This is a genomic window from Parvibaculum sp. (genome assembly GCF_019635935.1).
GTDB lineage: Bacteria > Pseudomonadota > Alphaproteobacteria > Parvibaculales > Parvibaculaceae > Parvibaculum.
The window spans coordinates 887,716-904,593 of record NZ_JAHBYN010000001.1 but is presented as its reverse complement, the minus strand read 5'-3'; the positions used below and the strand labels follow the sequence as shown (position 1 = coordinate 904,593).

14 protein-coding genes and 1 pseudogene are annotated in these 16,878 nt (G+C 63.6%); 10 read left to right on the top strand and 5 right to left on the bottom strand.

The genetic code is table 11. The features are described from left to right. Window positions 1-4 precede the first annotated feature (4 nt). From KF719_RS04580 to KF719_RS04555, 6 genes are all read left to right on the top strand, one after another. The gene (locus KF719_RS04580; protein WP_293507440.1) at window positions 5-376 is read left to right on the top strand and encodes a hypothetical protein; all 372 of its coding nucleotides are present in this window, start codon (window positions 5-7) and stop codon (window positions 374-376) included. Next, window positions 373-1,359, top strand: coding sequence for a hypothetical protein (locus KF719_RS04575; RefSeq protein ID WP_293507438.1), 987 nt, complete (start codon window positions 373-375; stop codon window positions 1,357-1,359). Before KF719_RS04580 ends, KF719_RS04575 begins: the two co-directional genes overlap by 4 nt. A gap of 150 nt (window positions 1,360-1,509) precedes the next feature. Beyond that, entirely contained in the window at window positions 1,510-1,848 is a 339-nt protein-coding gene (locus KF719_RS04570) for a metalloregulator ArsR/SmtB family transcription factor (RefSeq protein WP_293507436.1), read from the top strand. Further along, window positions 1,845-2,333 carry an SRPBCC family protein gene (locus tag KF719_RS04565; RefSeq protein WP_293507435.1) on the top strand — a complete coding sequence of 163 codons (489 nt, stop codon included), beginning with the start codon at window positions 1,845-1,847 and terminating at the stop codon, window positions 2,331-2,333. The genes KF719_RS04570 and KF719_RS04565 overlap by 4 nt, the downstream gene beginning before the upstream one ends. 75 nt (window positions 2,334-2,408) lie before the next feature. After that, complete coding sequence (ettA, locus tag KF719_RS04560) at window positions 2,409-4,064, top strand: energy-dependent translational throttle protein EttA (RefSeq protein WP_293507434.1); 1,656 nt, start codon at window positions 2,409-2,411, stop codon at window positions 4,062-4,064. A 180-nt stretch (window positions 4,065-4,244) separates the two neighbouring features. Then, window positions 4,245-5,867 (top strand): ATP-binding protein, encoded by a 1,623-nt coding sequence (locus tag KF719_RS04555; protein WP_293507432.1) that lies wholly within the window; start codon window positions 4,245-4,247, stop codon window positions 5,865-5,867. A 25-nt stretch (window positions 5,868-5,892) separates the two neighbouring features. On the opposite strand, the gene KF719_RS04550 is transcribed toward KF719_RS04555, so the two are convergent. The 4 genes from KF719_RS04550 to KF719_RS04535 form a co-directional block, all read right to left on the bottom strand. After that, the gene (locus KF719_RS04550) at window positions 5,893-6,444 is read right to left on the bottom strand and encodes a PAS domain-containing protein (RefSeq protein ID WP_293507430.1); all 552 of its coding nucleotides are present in this window, start codon (window positions 6,442-6,444) and stop codon (window positions 5,893-5,895) included. Window positions 6,445-6,585: 141 nt separating this feature from the next. Further along, window positions 6,586-7,779: an MFS transporter gene (locus KF719_RS04545; RefSeq protein ID WP_293507428.1), complete on the bottom strand. Its 1,194-nt coding sequence runs from the start codon at window positions 7,777-7,779 to the stop codon at window positions 6,586-6,588. A gap of 351 nt (window positions 7,780-8,130) precedes the next feature. Continuing rightward, the gene (locus KF719_RS04540) at window positions 8,131-8,790 is read right to left on the bottom strand and encodes an ABC transporter substrate-binding protein (RefSeq protein ID WP_293507427.1); all 660 of its coding nucleotides are present in this window, start codon (window positions 8,788-8,790) and stop codon (window positions 8,131-8,133) included. 61 nt (window positions 8,791-8,851) lie between these two features. Continuing rightward, window positions 8,852-9,643, bottom strand: coding sequence for a VacJ family lipoprotein (locus KF719_RS04535; RefSeq protein ID WP_293507426.1), 792 nt, complete (start codon window positions 9,641-9,643; stop codon window positions 8,852-8,854). A 340-nt stretch (window positions 9,644-9,983) separates the two neighbouring features. Here KF719_RS04535 and KF719_RS04530 point away from each other — a divergent pair, with 340 nt between their 5' ends. From KF719_RS04530 to metH, 3 genes and pseudogenes are all read left to right on the top strand, one after another. After that, window positions 9,984-10,979 carry a metalloregulator ArsR/SmtB family transcription factor gene (locus KF719_RS04530; RefSeq protein WP_293507424.1) on the top strand — a complete coding sequence of 332 codons (996 nt, stop codon included), beginning with the start codon at window positions 9,984-9,986 and terminating at the stop codon, window positions 10,977-10,979. Continuing rightward, a complete protein-coding gene (gene metF, locus KF719_RS04525) occupies window positions 10,976-11,878 on the top strand; it encodes a methylenetetrahydrofolate reductase [NAD(P)H] (RefSeq protein WP_293507423.1) in 903 nt (300 codons plus the stop codon). Before KF719_RS04530 ends, metF begins: the two co-directional genes overlap by 4 nt. 11 nt (window positions 11,879-11,889) lie before the next feature. Then, window positions 11,890-15,685, top strand: a pseudogene (gene metH / locus KF719_RS04520) (methionine synthase). A 3-nt stretch (window positions 15,686-15,688) separates the two neighbouring features. On the opposite strand, the gene KF719_RS04515 reads toward metH, so the two are convergent. After that, window positions 15,689-16,033, bottom strand: coding sequence for a helix-turn-helix domain-containing protein (locus KF719_RS04515; protein WP_293507422.1), 345 nt, complete (start codon window positions 16,031-16,033; stop codon window positions 15,689-15,691). An 82-nt stretch (window positions 16,034-16,115) separates the two neighbouring features. Between KF719_RS04515 and KF719_RS04510 the strand changes: the two genes are divergently transcribed. After that, window positions 16,116-16,670: a carboxymuconolactone decarboxylase family protein gene (locus KF719_RS04510; RefSeq protein ID WP_293507421.1), complete on the top strand. Its 555-nt coding sequence runs from the start codon at window positions 16,116-16,118 to the stop codon at window positions 16,668-16,670. Window positions 16,671-16,878: the final 208 nt, after the last annotated feature.

Sequence of the window (16,878 nt, the reverse complement as noted above, 5' to 3'; positions counted from 1 at the left end):
CGGTATGCATGTCCTGCTGACGGCCGTGATCGTCGTCTGCGCGGCGGCGCTCGGCCTTGCCGCCGGAACGTCGCTGGCGTCGACCTTTCTGGTGCCGGCCGGTTCCGGCCTTGCCGGTCCGGTTGAGGCGCTGGGCTACGGGCTCCTGGTGGCGGGCGTTGCCGCCATCGCCGCGGGCGTATTGGTCTGGCGTCTCGACACGCGGGCGTTGATGCGGGTTTTTCTCGTCGCCGTCCTTGTCACCGGTGCGATCGCCGGTGTTCTGTATCTTCGCTACCAGCAGCTCAGCGCGGCGCGCGTTGCGCAGGAAGAAACGGAGACAAGGTCAACAACGGTGACGAAGACGTTGGCCCCTGTTGTCGCTCCGGTGGAATGACAAGGCGGCAAGCCGCGCCGCGCGTCGCGGCGCTGGTGGTTCTTCTTGCTGCCACCGCCCTTGGCGCGGGCAGGGCGCAGGCGCTTTCCTGTGAATCGAACGACCGGCAGGACGCGCAACGCTTCGGCGGCGAAGTCGCGGGCGCGCATTACTTCGGATTCGAAACGGCCCAGGGCTGGAACTTCATGCTGGAGCCGCGGCCGCATGGCTGGCAACTGCGCCTGCTCGACGCCGGCGGCCGCGACTTGTCCGCGGCAACACCGCCACTGCGCGGCGAAACGAATCCACGGGACCTCTACGGCTGGCACTTCAGGAGCCTCGACAACAGCGGCCCCAATCTCGGCGATGTCAACGCGCCGCAACGCGAAAGAAATTTCGTCATCGCCCGAAGCGGCGATACCGATGAAGGATACGGGTGGCTGAAGATTCTCGACTACGGCCTTGCCGATCTGGAACCCCGCGCCCGCGCCCGCATGGTCTATATGCGTTTCGACGTCTGTCTCGTCGTTCCGAAGTCGCAAGCCGAGATCGATGCGGCGGCATCGGCCATAGATCCGAACTTCGTGCCGGAAGAAGAAGAGCGGATGCGCGCCTGCGGTCTGCCGCCGGCCTATCGGCTTGAGGCCTGGCTGCTTCCGCGCTGGCTCGAAGGCGACTTCGACGGCGACGACGCGATCGACTTCATGGCACCGGTTTCCGATGTTGGCGGCGAAGCGCGCGCGCTGGCGATCTGCCGGGCTGGTACATGGTTGTCAATTCTCGACGAGTACCGTGCAGCCGACACATTGGGCATGCCGGCTTCCTATCTCCGGCAGGTCGAGGGGTGGCGGATTGAGCCATTTTCTCGCATCCCGCTATATGTCGACGAGGAAATGCGGCCGGAAGCCGACGGCGATGTCCTGGTCCTCGAGCGGTTCGAAAAATCGGCCTATGCGGTCTTCTGGCAGAACGGCATACTCAAGGCGCATCGCCTCTACCCTTGAGATATGAGGCACGCGCGCCCGCATGCGGGCGAAGGCGTGTCCCCCGAAGCCTTGGCGAAGGGGGACGGCCCGGCGAACCATATCGTCTCAATTCCCTTTTTCAAAACTCAGGTCTTGACCTGACTATCTTGTGTCTCCATACTTAGGCATATGGCTAACCAACAACTTCAGCTCGACCGCGTTTTCCATGCCCTCGGCGACCCCACACGCCGCGCGGTGGTGCGGCGTCTGGGGCAGGGGCCGGCCTCTGTCGGCGAACTGGCGCGCCCGCACAAGATGGCGTTGCCGTCCTTCATGCAGCATCTGGCGGCGCTCGAGAAATGCGGTCTTGTCCGCTCGCGCAAGGTGGGCCGTGTGCGCACCTACCGGCTCCAGCCGAAGCCGTTGAAGGCGGCCGAAAAATGGATGGTCGAACAGCGCGCGCTCTGGGAGGCGCGGCTCGACCGGTTCGACGACTACCTGTTGCAGATGAAGGAGAGCGAGACATGAGTATCCCGGTCATCGATCCGAAAACCGACCTCGTGCTGGAGCGCGTGGTGGATGTCAGCCCGGCGCTTGTCTGGCGCGCCTGGACGGAGCCCGAACATCTGATGAAGTGGTTCTGCCCGCGGCCTTGGCAGACGGTCGAATGCCGGATCGATCTCCGTCCCGGCGGCGAGTTCTACACGCAGATGCGCTCGCCCGAAGGCGAGAACATGGAGGGCGGCTCGGGCTGCTATCTCGAAGTCGAGAAGGAGCGCCGGCTCGTCTGGACCTCGGCGCTCGGGCCCGGATACCGCCCGGCCGTGGCGCGGGTTCACGATCTCTTCTTCACCGCCTTCATCCTGATGGAGCCGCAGGGGCAGGGGACGAAATACACGGCCATTGCGGTGCATCCGGACGAGGAAAGCGCGAAGCGCCACGCCGAAATGGGCTTCCAGGACGGCTGGGGCACGGCGCTCGACCAGCTCGTCGAATACATGAAAACCGTCTAGGCCGATTGCCCGCCGGGGAGCGATCCGCTAGAAGGGGCGCCGATTTCCCTTTCCCCGCGAAGGACGAAGCCCCTCATGGCCGCCTACCAGTATGTCTATGTGATGGACCGCCTGTCCAAGACCTATCCGGGCGGCAAGCAGGTTCTGAAGGACATCCGGTTGTCCTTCCTGCCGGGCGTCAAGATCGGCGTGGTCGGCCTCAACGGCGCCGGCAAGTCGACGCTCTTGCGCATCATGGCGGGCGTCGACAAGGACCACACGGGCGAGGCCTGGGCGGCGGCGGGCGCCAAGGTCGGCTATCTGCAGCAGGAGCCCGAGCTCGACCCGGCGCTCAATGTGTTCGGCAATGTGATGGAGGGCGCGGCCTCGAAAAAGGCGCTGCTCGACCGCTACAACGAACTCGCCATGAACTACTCGGACGAGACGGCCGAGGAAATGGCGAAACTCCAGGACATCATCGACGCGCAGAACCTCTGGGATCTCGACAGCCAGGTCGAGATGGCGATGGATGCACTGCGCTGCCCGGACCCGGAAGCCGACGTCAACAATCTTTCCGGCGGCGAGAAGCGCCGCGTCGCGCTGTGCCGCCTGCTGCTCGCCTCGCCCGACCTCTTGCTGCTCGACGAACCGACCAACCATCTCGATGCGGAATCGATCGCCTGGCTGCAGAACTACCTCAAGGAATACACAGGCACCGTCGTCATGGTCACCCATGACCGTTATTTCCTCGACAATGTGACGGGCTGGATTCTCGAACTCGATCGCGGTTCGGGCATCCCTTACGAGGGCAATTATTCCTCCTGGCTCGAACAGAAGGAAAAGCGGCTCGAACAGGAAGGCCGTCAGGAAGAAGCCAAGCAGCGTACGCTGGCGCGCGAGCTCGAATGGATCCGGCAGAGCCCCAAGGCGCGTCAGGCGAAGTCGAAGGCGCGCGTTTCGGCCTATGACGAATTGCTGGCCGAGGCCGGCAAGCAGCAGGAGGGCCGCGCCCAGATCGTCATTCCGGCGGGCCCGCGCCTCGGCGGCAATGTCTACGAGGCCGAGCATATTTCCAAGGGCTTCGGCGACAAGCTGCTGATCGACGATCTCTCCTTCAAGCTGCCGCCCGGCGGCATTGTCGGCGTCATCGGCCCCAACGGCGCCGGCAAGACGACGCTCTTCCGCATGCTGACGGGTCAGGAAAAGCCGGATTCGGGCACGCTGAAGATCGGCGACACGGTCGTCATGGGCTATGTCGACCAGAGCCGCGACTCGCTCGACGCCAACAAGAATGTCTGGGAGGAAATTTCCGGCGGCACCGACATTATCGAACTCGGCAAGATCACCATGCCGAGCCGCGCCTATGTCGGCTCCTTCAACTTCAAGGGTTCGGACCAGCAGAAGAAAGTCGGTCTCCTGTCGGGCGGCGAGCGCAACCGCGTTCACCTCGCCAAGATGCTGAAATCGGGCGCGAACCTTCTCCTCCTCGACGAACCGACCAACGATCTCGACGTCGAAACCTTGCGCGCGCTCGAAGACGCGCTGGTCGCCTTCGCCGGCTGCGCCGTGGTCATCTCCCATGACCGCTGGTTCCTCGACCGCATCGCCACCCACATGCTCGCCTTCGAAGGCGACAGCCATGTCGAATGGTTCGAGGGCAACTACCAGGACTACGAGGAAGACAAGAAGCGCCGCCTGGGCCCTGCCGCCGAAATCCCGACCCGCATCAAGTACAAGCGCTTCAGCCGCTAGCCGCGCCGCCGCCCAAAAACCCGGATTTCAGCGAAATCGCCCGGAAACCCTTGTGCCGCAAGGCTTCTCCGGCGTGGCGGATTCACGGCCTCTTAAGCCCGAAACCCTAGGATTACCCGAGGGATTGGGGACAGGAGCCATGCTTCGCGGCGTTCGGCGGCGCGGCGCATGGGCGCGACGATGGGCAAAAAGAAAAAAATCAACCAGCACGAAATGGCCGCGATCGTGCGGGAGGCGGTGGACCGTCTGCCGGGCGGCTTCGTTATTTTCGGCCCGGATCACGAAATCCTGTTGTCGAACGCGCAGAACGAGCGCGACTTCCCTTTCACCAATCAGGCGCTGCGCGAGGGCAAGTCTTATCTCGAGGCAACATATGTCGCGGTCAAGGAGGTCGTGCCCGACTTGCCGGACGACCAGGCGCGCGCGGTGGCGCAGGGCATCAACGAGACGCTGATGCGCGGCGAGCCGGTCGAGCTGCGGACCCATCTCGGCACGGTGATGCAGGTTGTAGAGATTCCGCTTTCCTTCGGCGGCTGGGTCGCGGTCGGGGCCGATGTGACGGCGCTCAGGGAGCGTGAGCGCGAACTCAAGAAAGCGCGCAAGCAGGCCGAGGCCGCCAATGAAGCGAAGTCGGCCTTCCTCGCCAATATCAGCCACGAAATCCGCACGCCCTTGAACGGCATTCTCGGCATGGCGCAGCACATGGCGGCCGGCGACCTTACGGCCGAACAGAAAGACCAGATCGACACGATCCTCGACAGCGGCAAGACGCTGATGGCGATCCTCAACGACGTGCTCGACCTCTCCAAGATCGAGGCCGGCAAGTTCGACATCTCGCCCATCGACAACGATCTCGGCCATCTGCTGCACCGCGTCGAAAAGCTCTTCGCGCCGCGCGCCGCCGAAAAGGGCATCGGCCTCACGCTGTCGATCAATCCGGACATGGTGTCCTTCCTTCGCTTCGATCCGGTGCGTGTGCGCCAATGCGTGTCGAACCTGATTTCGAACGCGATCAAGTTCACCGAAAAGGGCACGGTGACGATCTCGGCCGCGACCGTTCCGGCCGGCGACGATGGGTTCGAGGTGCGAATCTCGATTGCCGATACCGGCATGGGCATGAGCGCCCAAACGCTCGACAAGCTTTTTGCGCCTTTCACCCAGGCCGAAACCTCCACCGCGCGCCGCTTCGGCGGCACCGGCCTCGGCCTTTCGATCAGCCGCAAGCTGGCGCGGCTGATGGACGGCGATGTCACGGCGACAAGCGAGGAAGGCAAGGGTTCGACCTTCACCTTCACCTTCCGTGCGCATATCGGACGCCGCGTCAGCGAGGCGCCGGAAAATGCCGATGTCGATCAGACCGGCGGCGCGCGCTGGGCCGACGGCATGTCGGTGCTCCTCGTCGACGACCACGCGCTCAACCGCAAGGTCGCGCGCCTCTTCCTCGAACCGCTCGGCATTGCGATCACGGAAGTCGAAAACGGCGCCGACGCGATCCGCGAATTGCAGACGCGGGTTTTCGATCTCGTGCTGCTCGACATGCATATGCCGGTGATGAACGGCGAGGAAACGCTGCGCCACATCCGCAGCCACGATGCGGCGTTCCGCGACGTGCCGGTGATTGCGCTCACCGCGGATTCGCTCGGTCGCGACAATACGCGCTACGACAAAATGGGCGCCGACGGCTATGTCGGCAAACCCATCGACCACCGCGAACTGATCGTCGAGATCGGCCGCGTGCTGGAAAAGAAGTTCGGCCGCGCCCCGACGCCGAAAAACGCCTTCCCCGAAATGCGCCGCGCCTGACGGCGTCGGCGGGTACCCCGCTTCCTCACGCCGGCTCGAAAAACAGCTCGCTGTCGCGATCCTCGAAGCGGAAATGGCCTTCGCCGTGCAGTTCGGCGCCGAAGCCCTCGATCAGCCCCACCACCAGCCTTGTGCCGGTCGCGGCCTCGAGCATCGGCAGTTGTGTCATCTCGATCATCTCGCGAAAGCCGTCGCGGTGGATGATGTCCTTGCGGATCCAGCGGCCGAGCGGCGGGTCGGCGAACATGAGCGGCATCGTTGCGCCGGCCAGCGCGTGGCGTTCCGGCGGCACGAAGTCGGCATAGTTCATGCCCTTCACATCGACGCCGAGGTGATCGCGGATATTGTTGCCAGCGAGCCGGATCGGCAGGCGGTTCTGCGGATCGTCGCTGAGTTCGACCAGATAGATGTCGGGCAGAAAACGCGCAAAGCGTTCGGGCCGGAAATCGGCCTTGTCGGGAATGCGCGCGCCGTGTCTCGGGATTGCCGACCACGCCGCCTCGAACGCATGGCTCAACGCCGAACGCGGCGGCTTCGTTGCCGCCGCCGTGCCGCCCGAAGAAGTATCCGTGCCCAAAACCCACCTCACGCAACAAACGGGTGCCCGAACTCACCTGTTCATCCTGAAGGCCGAAGTTTTAAGAAGTCTGAAACGGAAGGGCGCGGGCGCGGATTGCGGCCGCGCCGCTCCCCAATTTAACCCGCATACCGCATTATCTCACAGAATATCGGCGACGGCCCGCCGCCGGATCGTCAGCCAGAGCAATGCCAGCGCCGCCGCGCCGAGCCAGGGGAGCAGCAGCATGTTCATCGTCTGCCAGCCCAGCATTTGATGCAGCGCCCCGGCGCTCAGCGAGGCGAGGAGGCTGCCGCCGAACACCGTCATGTCGTTCATGGCCTGGGCGCGGCCCTTTTCGGCGTCGCTGTAGGTTTCGGTCAGAAGCGTCGTGCCGCCGATATAGAGAAAATTCCAGCCGACGCCGAGCAGCACCAGCGCCGAGGCGAAGGAAACGAAATCGGTTCCCGACAGGCTCATCGTCACATGACCCGCCAGCAGCGCGACGCCCGCCAGCATGATGCGCAACACGCCGAAGCGCGCGATCAGCGAGCCGGTGAAGAAGGAGGGCAGGAACATGCCGAGCACGTGAAGCTGGATCACCAGCGCGGTGTCGGAGAGATGATGATGGTGATGGGTCATCGCCAGCGGCGTCGCCGTCATCGCGAGGATCATCACGCCGCCGCCGGTCGCGGCGCCGAACAGCGCCACCGCATAGGCCGGTTGCCGGACAATGGCGCCGAGCGGGCGGCCGCCATCCGCACCTTCGGCGCGCGGCGCCGGGCGCGGCACGTTGAGGCCGAGCAGAAGAACGGAGGCGACGATCGACACCAGCGCCAGCAGCAGGAACGAGCCCGTATAGACCGGCACCAGCATGGGCCCGCCCCATTGCGCCAGCGCCGGCCCGAGGATCGCCGCCGCGACGCCGCCCGCCAGCACCAGCGATATGGCGCGCGGCCGGAAATCCGCGTCGGCGACTTCCGACGCCGCGAAGCGGTAAAACTGCGCGAAGCCCTGATAGACGCCGACCAGAAAAGTCCCGCCTGCGAGCAGCGGCAGCGAGCCTGTCCACATGCCGGCCGCCGCCGCGAACCCGCCTGCGGTGCCTGCCAGCGCGCCGAGAATGAAGCCCGGCCGCCGTCCCACCCGCGCCATCAGCATCGAGGCCGGCACGGTCGCCAGCGTCGTGCCGAGCAGCATGGCGGCAATCGGCGCGGTCGCAAGCTCCGGCCGCGGCGCCACCGTCGCGCCCGCCAGCGCGCCGATCGTCATGACAAGGACGGCCGTCGTCTGGAACAGCGCCTGCGCGGTCGCCAGCAGCAGCACCTGCCGGTGCATGGGCTTGCCGAATGTCATGGGATGATCGCCCCCGGAAGAGATTCGCAATCCTTCCGGTTGCGTCCGCCGAATGTGGGGAGGTTCGGGAAAAGAGGCAAGGGGAGGGCATCGGCCCCCGTGTCCCCGCGGCCACTCAAGGGTGTGGCCGTTCTGCTGCCCGTGCCTTTCGCGTCACTGTGACATGTGGCTGTGGCGGATGGGCCGCAGGGGGATAGGACGGGGATAAGTCGCCCGCGCGGCGTTCGTGACAGTTTTTTGACAGATCGATGACAGAAGGGGTTTTTCGGGCGTCAAAACGGGCTGCGGCGCTGCCCATTCGGGAAGCGCCGCGGCGATTTCGTCCGTCTACGGTATTTTTCCAGCCGCTCTCTAGCCGCCCTGGGCGATGCCCGAGAGGTCGCCCTTTTCGGCCTTGCCGATCTGGGCGCGGAGGTGTTCGAGGAGCGCGTCGAACCGGCCGCCATTGTTGCGGATCACGGTCGTGAAGGTCGAGCGCTGCTCCTGGGCCAGCCAGATGCCGACGACATTGACGTCGAAAATCTTGTAGGCGCCGTCCTTCTCGATCAGCCACCAATCGACGGTCACGGGCTCGCGGCCGCTGGTGAAGCGGATCTCGCTTTTGACGATCGCCTGATTTTCGCCGCGCTTCTGCGCGCCGGTTATTTCGAGCTTCTCGTCGTTGTAGTCGGAGAGGCGCGTCACATAGACCTTGACGATGAAGGTCTCGACCAGTTCGCGATATTCGGCGCGCTGCGCGTCGTCGGGCGTGCGCAGATATTGACCGAGCGCGAAGGCGGCGACGCGGTCGAGGTCGGCGTTTTCGCGCAGCAGGTCGCGGAAGGCTTCCTCGCGCTGCTTCGTGCTTGCCGCGTCGTCGCTGATGATCGCGATGGCCTGTTCGGCGACGCCGTCGACAAAGGCTTTCGGGTCGCCGGCGGCTTGCGCAGTGGCGGGGCCCTGAAAAAGCGCCAGCGTTGCGCAGAGCGCGATGGATGCGAGGGCGGTCTTCATCGAAGCATGGGGCGACATGCGCGATCTCCTGCTCGTTGGCCGGACGGCGGGCGCGTGTGTCCCGCGCCTCCGGCTAGCGTTACATGCCGGCAGTGTCCGGTTCGTTTGTGTCGAAAGTGAGATAATCGATGTCCGGCAGCGCATCGTAATCGGTTTCGCCATTGGAAATCTCGTTTGCCCGGCTCTGCCGGTAGAGATTGCGCACCGTCGCGTAATAGTCGACGGAGGTGCGTTCGATCTGGTCGAGCGTCGTCAGGCTGCGGGCGCGCTGGTCGACGCCGTTCACCACGAAGCGTGTGACGGGCACCGTCTTCGGGCGATCCCAATAGATATAAGTCAGCGGGTCGAAGGCCTGGTCGACGACGAAGCCGGTCAGGTCGCGGGGCGGGGCGGGGCCGAGAACCGGCAGGAAGAGGTAGGGGCCTTCGCCCGTTCCCCAGACCGCAAGCGTCTGGCCGAAATCCTCGCTGTGCTGCTTCATCCCCCAGCGCGAGGCCGGGTCGAAAAGGCCGAGCACGCCGACCGTCGTGTTGATGCCGAAGCGGCTCGCGGTCGTGCCGGCGCGGTCCCATTCGCCTTGCAACAGGTCGTTGGCGAGGATCACCGGGCTTCTCAGATTGTCGAGGAAATTGCGGATGCCGTCGCGGCCCGGTCGCGGCACGACGCCGTCATACCAGGTGGCGACCGGCTTCAGCAGGATCGTGTCGAAGAAGATGTTGAGTTCGAAGAAGTAGCGGTTCATCGGCTCGAGCGGGTCGTTCTCGCCGTCCGCGTCGGCCGCCAGCGCCGGTGCGCCGCCGAGCATCGCGAATGCGATGACCGCGCCCATCAGCCGCTGCCGTCTTGTCGCACGAAGTCTGTTGTCCGCCATCCCGTCCGTCCTCAATCCGATGCCCGGCCAGGCACATTGCAGCAACCGGCCGCTGTCGCGCGCGCGTCATCCCGTCCGACTGTACGCAAGCCCCCCACAGCATTCAGCGGATCGCTTAATTCCGCATGAACGGCGCAGAATTCCTGACATTTATGTCTCGATTCGTGCGCTGCAACAGTTTCTAGGTACCACAGGGCATATGCGTTAACCAGCTATCGAGGGTCCGGAAACCGGTCAATTCGGCCGGGCTGTTGCGGAAATGTAGCAGCCGGATAAAGGTCTTTTGAAAGACATAAGGATATGTTTATATGCTTCGCGATCGATGACGGATGGATGATGCATGGAACAGCTTCTGGCAGGTTTGAGGGCGGCCGGTGAGCCGACGCGGTTGCGTCTGCTGGCGCTGCTGGCCCGTGGCGAACTGACGGTCACCGAGCTGACGCAGATTTTGCGGCAGAGCCAGCCGCGCGTCAGCCGTCATCTCAAGCTGTTGTGCGAGGCCGGACTTCTCGAACGGTTTCGGGAGGGGAGCTGGGTTTTCTACCGTCTGGCCAGCGGCGGCGCGGTGGCGGCTCTTGCCGAGGTGTTGACGGGATTGATTCCGCAGGAAGACATCGTGATCGCACGCGATTGCGAACGTCTGGAAGCGGTGCGGACGGCGCGCGCGGAAAAGGCTGCCGCATATTTTCGCGCCAATGCCGATGAGTGGAACCGGATTCGTTCGCTTTATGTGCCGGAAGACAAGGTCGAGCAGGCGATGGTGGATCTCGGCGCCGCCGGCGAGATGGAGGCGGTCGCGGATCTCGGCACGGGCACCGGACGGATGCTCGAACTTTTCGGACCGAAGGCCAGAAGCGGCATCGGTATCGATCTCAGCCCGGAAATGCTTGCGCTTGCCCGCGCGCAGCTTGCACGACCCGAGCTCGCACATTGCTCGGTGCGCCAGGGCGACCTCTACGACCTGCCGATGCAGGACGCGACGGTCGATCTCGTGACGCTGCACATGGTGCTGCACTATCTGGACGATCCGGCGGCCTCGATCGCCGAGGCGGCGCGGGTTCTGAAACCGGGCGGCCGTTTGCTGATCGCCGATTTTGCGCCGCACGAACTCGATTTTTTGCGCGAGAGCCATGCGCACCGGCGATTGGGATTTGGCGAGGACGAAGTGACGGCATGGCTTTCGGAGGCCGGCCTCGATGTCGGCGAGACAAGACATCTGCCGCCGACAGGTGGCGAAGACGCAAAACTGACGGTCTCGATCTGGGTTGCCGACAAACCGGGGAAGCGGGCGCGACAGACCGAACGCCATATCGAATATGAAGGAGCGACGCGATGAGCGGTGATGCAACCAGGGAAAAGCGGGAACGGACACGCGTTTCGTTCGAATTTTTTCCGCCCAAGACGCCGGAGATGGAGCAGACGCTGTGGCGTTCGATCCGGCGTCTCGAGCCGCTGCAGCCGGAATTCGTTTCCGTGACCTATGGCGCCGGCGGTTCGACGCGCGAACGCACGCATGCAACGGTGAAGCGCATTCTCGACGAGACGACGCTCGAACCCGTCGCACATCTCACCTGCGTCGGCGCGACGCGCGCGGAGGTGAACGATGTCATTCGCGCCTATTGGGACGCGGGTATTCGGCATATCGTGGCGCTGCGCGGCGACATGCCCGAGCTCGGCGCACCCTATCGGCCGCATCCGGAAGGCTATCAGTCGACACCGGAACTCATTGCCGCGATCCGCAAGATCGGCGATTTCGATGTCATCGTCTCGGCCTATCCGGAAAAGCATCCGGAATCCGTTTCGCTCGATGCCGACATCGAGTTGCTGAAAAAGAAGGTCGATGCCGGTGCGACACGGGCCATCACGCAGTTCGTGTTCGACACGGAGAAGCATGTCCGTTTTCTGGAGAAAACACAGAAGGCCGGAATTTCGGTGCCGATCGTTCCGGGCATCATGCCGACGACCAATTTCAAGGGCACGAAGCGGATGGCGGAGCGCTGCGGCGCCAGCATTCCACAATGGCTGGAAGATTATTACATCGGACTCGACGATGAGCTCGAGACCCGCAAGCTGATCGCCGCCTATGTCGCGGCCGAACAGGTGAACCGGTTGCGCGCCTACGGCTTCGACCGGTTCCATTTCTATACGCTCAACCAGGCGGATCTCACCTTCGCGATCTGCCATGTGCTGGGCTTGCGTCCGCAGGCGGCATTGACGCCGGCGGAACCCGCGTGAAGGAGAGCGCCATGACCAGAGACGAACGGATTGAAAAGCTGAAGGCGCTCGCAAAGGAGCGCATTCTGGTGCTCGACGGGGCGATGGGCACGATGATTCAGGGCTACAGGCTCACCGAGGCGGATTTTCGCGGCGAGCGGCTGAAGGACCATGCTCATGACGTGAAGGGCGACAACGAGCTGATCTCGCTGTCGCAACCCGACATTCTGCGTGAAATCCATCTGAAATATTATCGCGCCGGCGCCGATTTTGCCGAGACCAACACGTTCAGCGCCACGCGCATCGCGCAGGCCGACTATCATCTCGAGCATCTTGCCTATGAGATGAATGTCGAAAGTGCCCGCATCGCGCGCGAGGCGGCGGATATCGCGGAGAGCGAAACGCCCGGACGTGTCTGCTTCGTCGCCGGTGTGCTCGGGCCGACCAACCGGACGGCTTCGATTTCGCCCAAGGTCAACGATCCGGGCTTTCGGAATGTCGATTTCGACGAGCTTGTGACGGCATACAAGGAAGCGACCAAGGGCCTCATCGAGGGTGGCGCGGACACCATTCTGGTCGAGACGATTTTCGACACGCTGAACGCCAAGGCGGCGCTCTTTGCGGTCGAAGAGGTTTTCGAGGAACTGGGCTTCGAGCTGCCGGTGATGATCTCGGGCACGATCACCGACATGTCCGGACGCCTGTTGTCCGGCCAGACGCCGGAAGCCTTCTGGAACTCGGTGCGGCATGTGAAGCCCTTTTCGATCGGGCTCAATTGCGCGCTGGGCGCCAAGGAGATGCGGCCCCATATCGCGACGCTGTCGCGCATCGCGGATGCCAATGTCAGCGCGCATCCGAATGCGGGCCTGCCGAACGAAATGGGCGAGTACGATCAGGACGCCGCGCAAATGTCGGCGCTTGTCGGCGAGTTCGCAGCGTCGGGCCTTGTGAACATCGTCGGTGGCTGTTGCGGCACGACACCGGAGCATATTCATGCGATCGCCGAGGCGGTGAAGGGCGTGAAGCCTCGAACGGCGCCGGAGATCGAACCGCGCCTGCGCCTTTCCGGTCTCGAAGCCTTCACGGCGGCCTGATTTTCGGGCCGCCGTCACTTTCCTTCAAAAAAGTTAGATACAGAATCTCATGACTCAATCGACCGCGAACTTCATCAACATTGGCGAACGCACCAATGTGACGGGCTCCGCCAAATTCAAAAAACTGATCGTCGAGGATCGCTTCGACGAAGCGCTCGATGTCGCGCGTCAGCAGGTGGAGAACGGCGCCCAGATCATCGACATCAATATGGATGAAGGGATGCTCGATTCGAAGGCGGCGATGGTCCGGTTTCTCAATCTCATCGCCTCCGAGCCCGACATTTCGCGCGTGCCGATCATGATCGACTCATCGAAATGGGAGGTGATCGAGGCCGGCCTCAAATGCGTGCAGGGCAAGGCGGTGGTGAATTCCATCAGTCTCAAGGAAGGCGAGGAAGCCTTTCTCGAACATGCCCGCAAGGTGAAGCGCTACGGTGCGGCGGCCGTCGTCATGGCGTTCGACGAGGAAGGCCAGGCCGATACCGCCAACCGCAAATTCGAGATTTGCGAGCGCGCCTACAAGCTGCTGACGGAAGTGGTCGGGTTTCCGCCGGAAGACATTATTTTCGATCCCAACATCTTCGCGGTCGCCACCGGCATCGAGGAACACAACAACTACGCCGTCGAATTCATCGACGCGACGAAGCGCATCCGCCAGCAATTGCCTTACGCACATGTGTCGGGCGGTGTGTCCAACGTGTCGTTCTCGTTCCGCGGCAACGAGCCGGTGCGCGAGGCGATGCATTCGGTGTTCCTCTACCACGCCATCAAGGCGGGCATGGATATGGGCATCGTCAATGCCGGTCAGCTCGCGATCTATGACGAGATCGAGCCGGGCCTGCGCGAGAAGGTGGAGGATGTGATCCTCAACCGGCGGCCGGATGCGACCGAGCGTCTGCTGGAGGCAGCCGAGCAGTACAAGGGCGGGGCCGGCAAGAAGCGCGAGGAAGATCTCTCCTGGCGCGAAAAGCCCGTTAATGAACGGCTTGCCCATTCGCTGGTCAAGGGCATCAACGCCTATGTCGAGGAAGATGTGGAAGAGGCGCGGCAACAGGCCGAGCGCCCGCTGCATGTCATCGAAGGGCCGCTGATGGACGGCATGAACATCGTCGGCGATCTTTTCGGCGCCGGAAAAATGTTCCTGCCGCAGGTGGTGAAGAGCGCCCGCGTGATGAAGCAGGCCGTCGCCTATCTGATGCCTTTCATGGAAAAGGAAAAAGAGCTCACGGGCGCGACGCAGAAGGAAGCGGCGGCGACCATTCTGATGGCGACCGTGAAGGGCGATGTGCACGACATCGGCAAGAACATCGTCGGCGTCGTGCTCCAGTGCAACAATTACGAGGTGATCGATCTCGGCGTCATGGTGCCGGCCGACAAGATCTTGCAGGTCGCGCGGGAGAAGAAAGTCGACATCATCGGCCTTTCGGGTCTCATCACGCCGAGCCTCGACGAGATGTGTCATGTCGCGGCCGAAATGGAGCGCGAGGGCTTCGACATTCCGCTGCTGATCGGCGGCGCGACGACGAGCCGCATCCACACCGCCGTCAAGATCAACCCGAACTACAAGCGCGGGCAGGCGATCTATGTGACGGATGCGAGCCGCGCCGTGGGCGTTGCGTCGAACCTCATTTCGGAAACGGCGCGCGGAAAGTTCATTGCCGACATTCGCGACGAATACGCGAAGATGGCAACGGCGCATGCCGGCGCGCGCGACAAGAAGGACCGGCAGACACTGGCCGCCGCGCGCGACAACCGGCTCAAGATCGAATGGGAGGGCTACAAGCCGACGCGGCCGAGCTTTCTCGGCACGAAAGTCTTCGAGGATTATCCGCTCGACAAGCTCGTGCCCTATATCGACTGGACGCCGTTCTTCCAGACCTGGGAGCTGGCGGGGCAATATCCGCAGATCCTGAAGGACGACAAGGTGGGCGAGGCGGCGCGCGGGCTGTTCGACGATGCGCAGGCCATGCTGAAGCAGATGGTGGAAGAGAAATGGCTCAAGGCTTCCGCCGTCATCGGTTTCTGGCCCGCCAATCAGGTTGCGGACGACGACATTGAGCTCTTCGAGGACGACACGCGCAAGCAGACGCTTGCCATGCTGCATTCATTGCGCCAGCAGATGAAGCGCAGTTCCGATCGCGCCAACATGTCGCTGGCGGATTTCGTTGCGCCGAAGGAAACCGGCATCGAGGATTATGTCGGCGGCTTTGCGGTCACGGCCGGCTTCGGCGAGGACGAGGTCGCAAAGCGCTTCGAGGAAGCGAATGACGACTACAAGGCGATCCTGTCGAAGGCGCTGGCGGACCGGCTGGCGGAAGCCTTTGCCGAACACATGCACGAGCGCGTGCGCCGCGAGTTCTGGGGCTACGCAGCGAAGGAAAGGCTCAGCAACGCAGAGCTGATCGCGGAGAAGTATCAGGGCATTCGTCCGGCGCCGGGCTATCCGGCGCAACCGGACCACACCGAGAAGCGCACGCTCTTCAAGCTGCTCGACGTCGAGGCGAAAATCGGCATGAAGCTGACCGAAAGCTGCGCCATGTGGCCGGGGGCGGCGGTGAGCGGGCTCTATTTCAGCCACCCGCAGTCGGAGTATTTCGGGGTCGGCAAGATCGGCCGCGATCAGGTGGTGGATTATGCGGCGCGCAAGGGCATGGAGCTTGCCGAATGCGAGCGCTGGCTGGCGCCGATCCTCAACTACACGCCGGGCGCGGAACCGGAAGAGGAAGCTGCCTGAGTTTCAGCCGAGCGATTTGGCCCATTTTTCGGACCAGGCCGTCAGGGGCGCGAGTTGCGTGAGCAGTTCGCGCCCTTGCCGTGTCAGCGCATAGCCCTCGTCGGGACGCTGTTCGACGATCAGGTTGTCGCGCAGTTCGGCGAGGCGGGCGTTCAGGACACTCGGCGAAAGACCGCCGCAGGCCGCCTGCAAGGCGCGGAAGGTCAGCGGTTCGCCGCGTAGTTCCCAAAGGATGCGCAAGACCCAGCGCCGCCCCAGAAGGTCGAGCAGGACCATGACCGGGCGGCCGGTCGCCGAGCCGCGGACGCGGTGGCCGGGACGGGGGGCGGTTTTCGGCGGTTTCGTCATGCCGTCAGATTAGCCCTTGCGCTACGAAAAGAGAAGCGCCATGTTGATGCTACTGAAATCGTAGCAAAATGGAGATGGCGCCATGACAGCCCGGATCGAACCTGCCGCAAGGCCCTACGACGACGACATGGAGAAGACGCTGGAAAGGCTGATGCCGCCCGGCGTCGAGCCGCTGGTGCTTTTCCGCACGCTGGCCCGCAATCCGCGGGTCTTCCGGCGCTTTATGGCGGGCGGGCTCCTCGACAAGGGGACGCTCTCGCTGCGCGAGCGCGAAATCGTCATCGATCGCGCCTGCGCGCGGTGTGGCGGCGAATATGAATGGGGCGTGCATATCGCTTTTTTCGGCGCGCGCGCGGGTTTCGGACCGGCGGAAATCGCCGCCACGGTAGCGCCGGGCGCGGATGCCGAATGCTGGAATGCGAACGAAAAACTCATCGTCCGGCTGGTCGACCGGTTGCACGACACGAGCACGGTCGACGACGCGCTGTGGACGGCGCTCAAGGCCGCGTTCAGCGACGAGCAATTGCTCGAGATGATCGTTCTTGCCGGGCTCTACCACATGGTCTCGTTCGTGGTGAACGCGACGCGGCTGCCGCTCGAGGATTACGCCGCGCGTTTTCCGCGAACCGCTGCCTGACATCCAAAATGAAGAGGGCGCGTCTTGCGGACGCGCCCTCGGAGCTCTTTTGGGGGGTTATCTTCCGGGCCGGTCTCGTCAGATCAGGCCCATTGTCACGGCACCGACGAACAGAAACGCCATACCAGTAGCCAGATACCCGACTTTCATCGTCAGCATTTCAGCCTCCACTCAATCGTCGTGGGTGGAGGGGGACTCTCGGGCAAAA

Coding starts and splice junctions, on each gene's coding strand:
- KF719_RS04580 (WP_293507440.1), top strand. CDS start 5: ATGCATGTCCTGCTGACGGCCGTGATCGTCGTCTGCGCGGCGGCGCTC.
- KF719_RS04575 (WP_293507438.1), top strand. CDS start 373: ATGACAAGGCGGCAAGCCGCGCCGCGCGTCGCGGCGCTGGTGGTTCTT.
- KF719_RS04570 (WP_293507436.1), top strand. CDS start 1,510: ATGGCTAACCAACAACTTCAGCTCGACCGCGTTTTCCATGCCCTCGGC.
- KF719_RS04565 (WP_293507435.1), top strand. CDS start 1,845: ATGAGTATCCCGGTCATCGATCCGAAAACCGACCTCGTGCTGGAGCGC.
- ettA (WP_293507434.1), top strand. CDS start 2,409: ATGGCCGCCTACCAGTATGTCTATGTGATGGACCGCCTGTCCAAGACC.
- KF719_RS04555 (WP_293507432.1), top strand. CDS start 4,245: ATGGGCAAAAAGAAAAAAATCAACCAGCACGAAATGGCCGCGATCGTG.
- KF719_RS04545 (WP_293507428.1), bottom strand. CDS start 7,779: ATGACATTCGGCAAGCCCATGCACCGGCAGGTGCTGCTGCTGGCGACC.
- KF719_RS04540 (WP_293507427.1), bottom strand. CDS start 8,790: ATGTCGCCCCATGCTTCGATGAAGACCGCCCTCGCATCCATCGCGCTC.
- KF719_RS04535 (WP_293507426.1), bottom strand. CDS start 9,643: ATGGCGGACAACAGACTTCGTGCGACAAGACGGCAGCGGCTGATGGGC.
- KF719_RS04530 (WP_293507424.1), top strand. CDS start 9,984: ATGGAACAGCTTCTGGCAGGTTTGAGGGCGGCCGGTGAGCCGACGCGG.
- metF (WP_293507423.1), top strand. CDS start 10,976: ATGAGCGGTGATGCAACCAGGGAAAAGCGGGAACGGACACGCGTTTCG.
- KF719_RS04515 (WP_293507422.1), bottom strand. CDS start 16,033: ATGACGAAACCGCCGAAAACCGCCCCCCGTCCCGGCCACCGCGTCCGC.
- KF719_RS04510 (WP_293507421.1), top strand. CDS start 16,116: ATGACAGCCCGGATCGAACCTGCCGCAAGGCCCTACGACGACGACATG.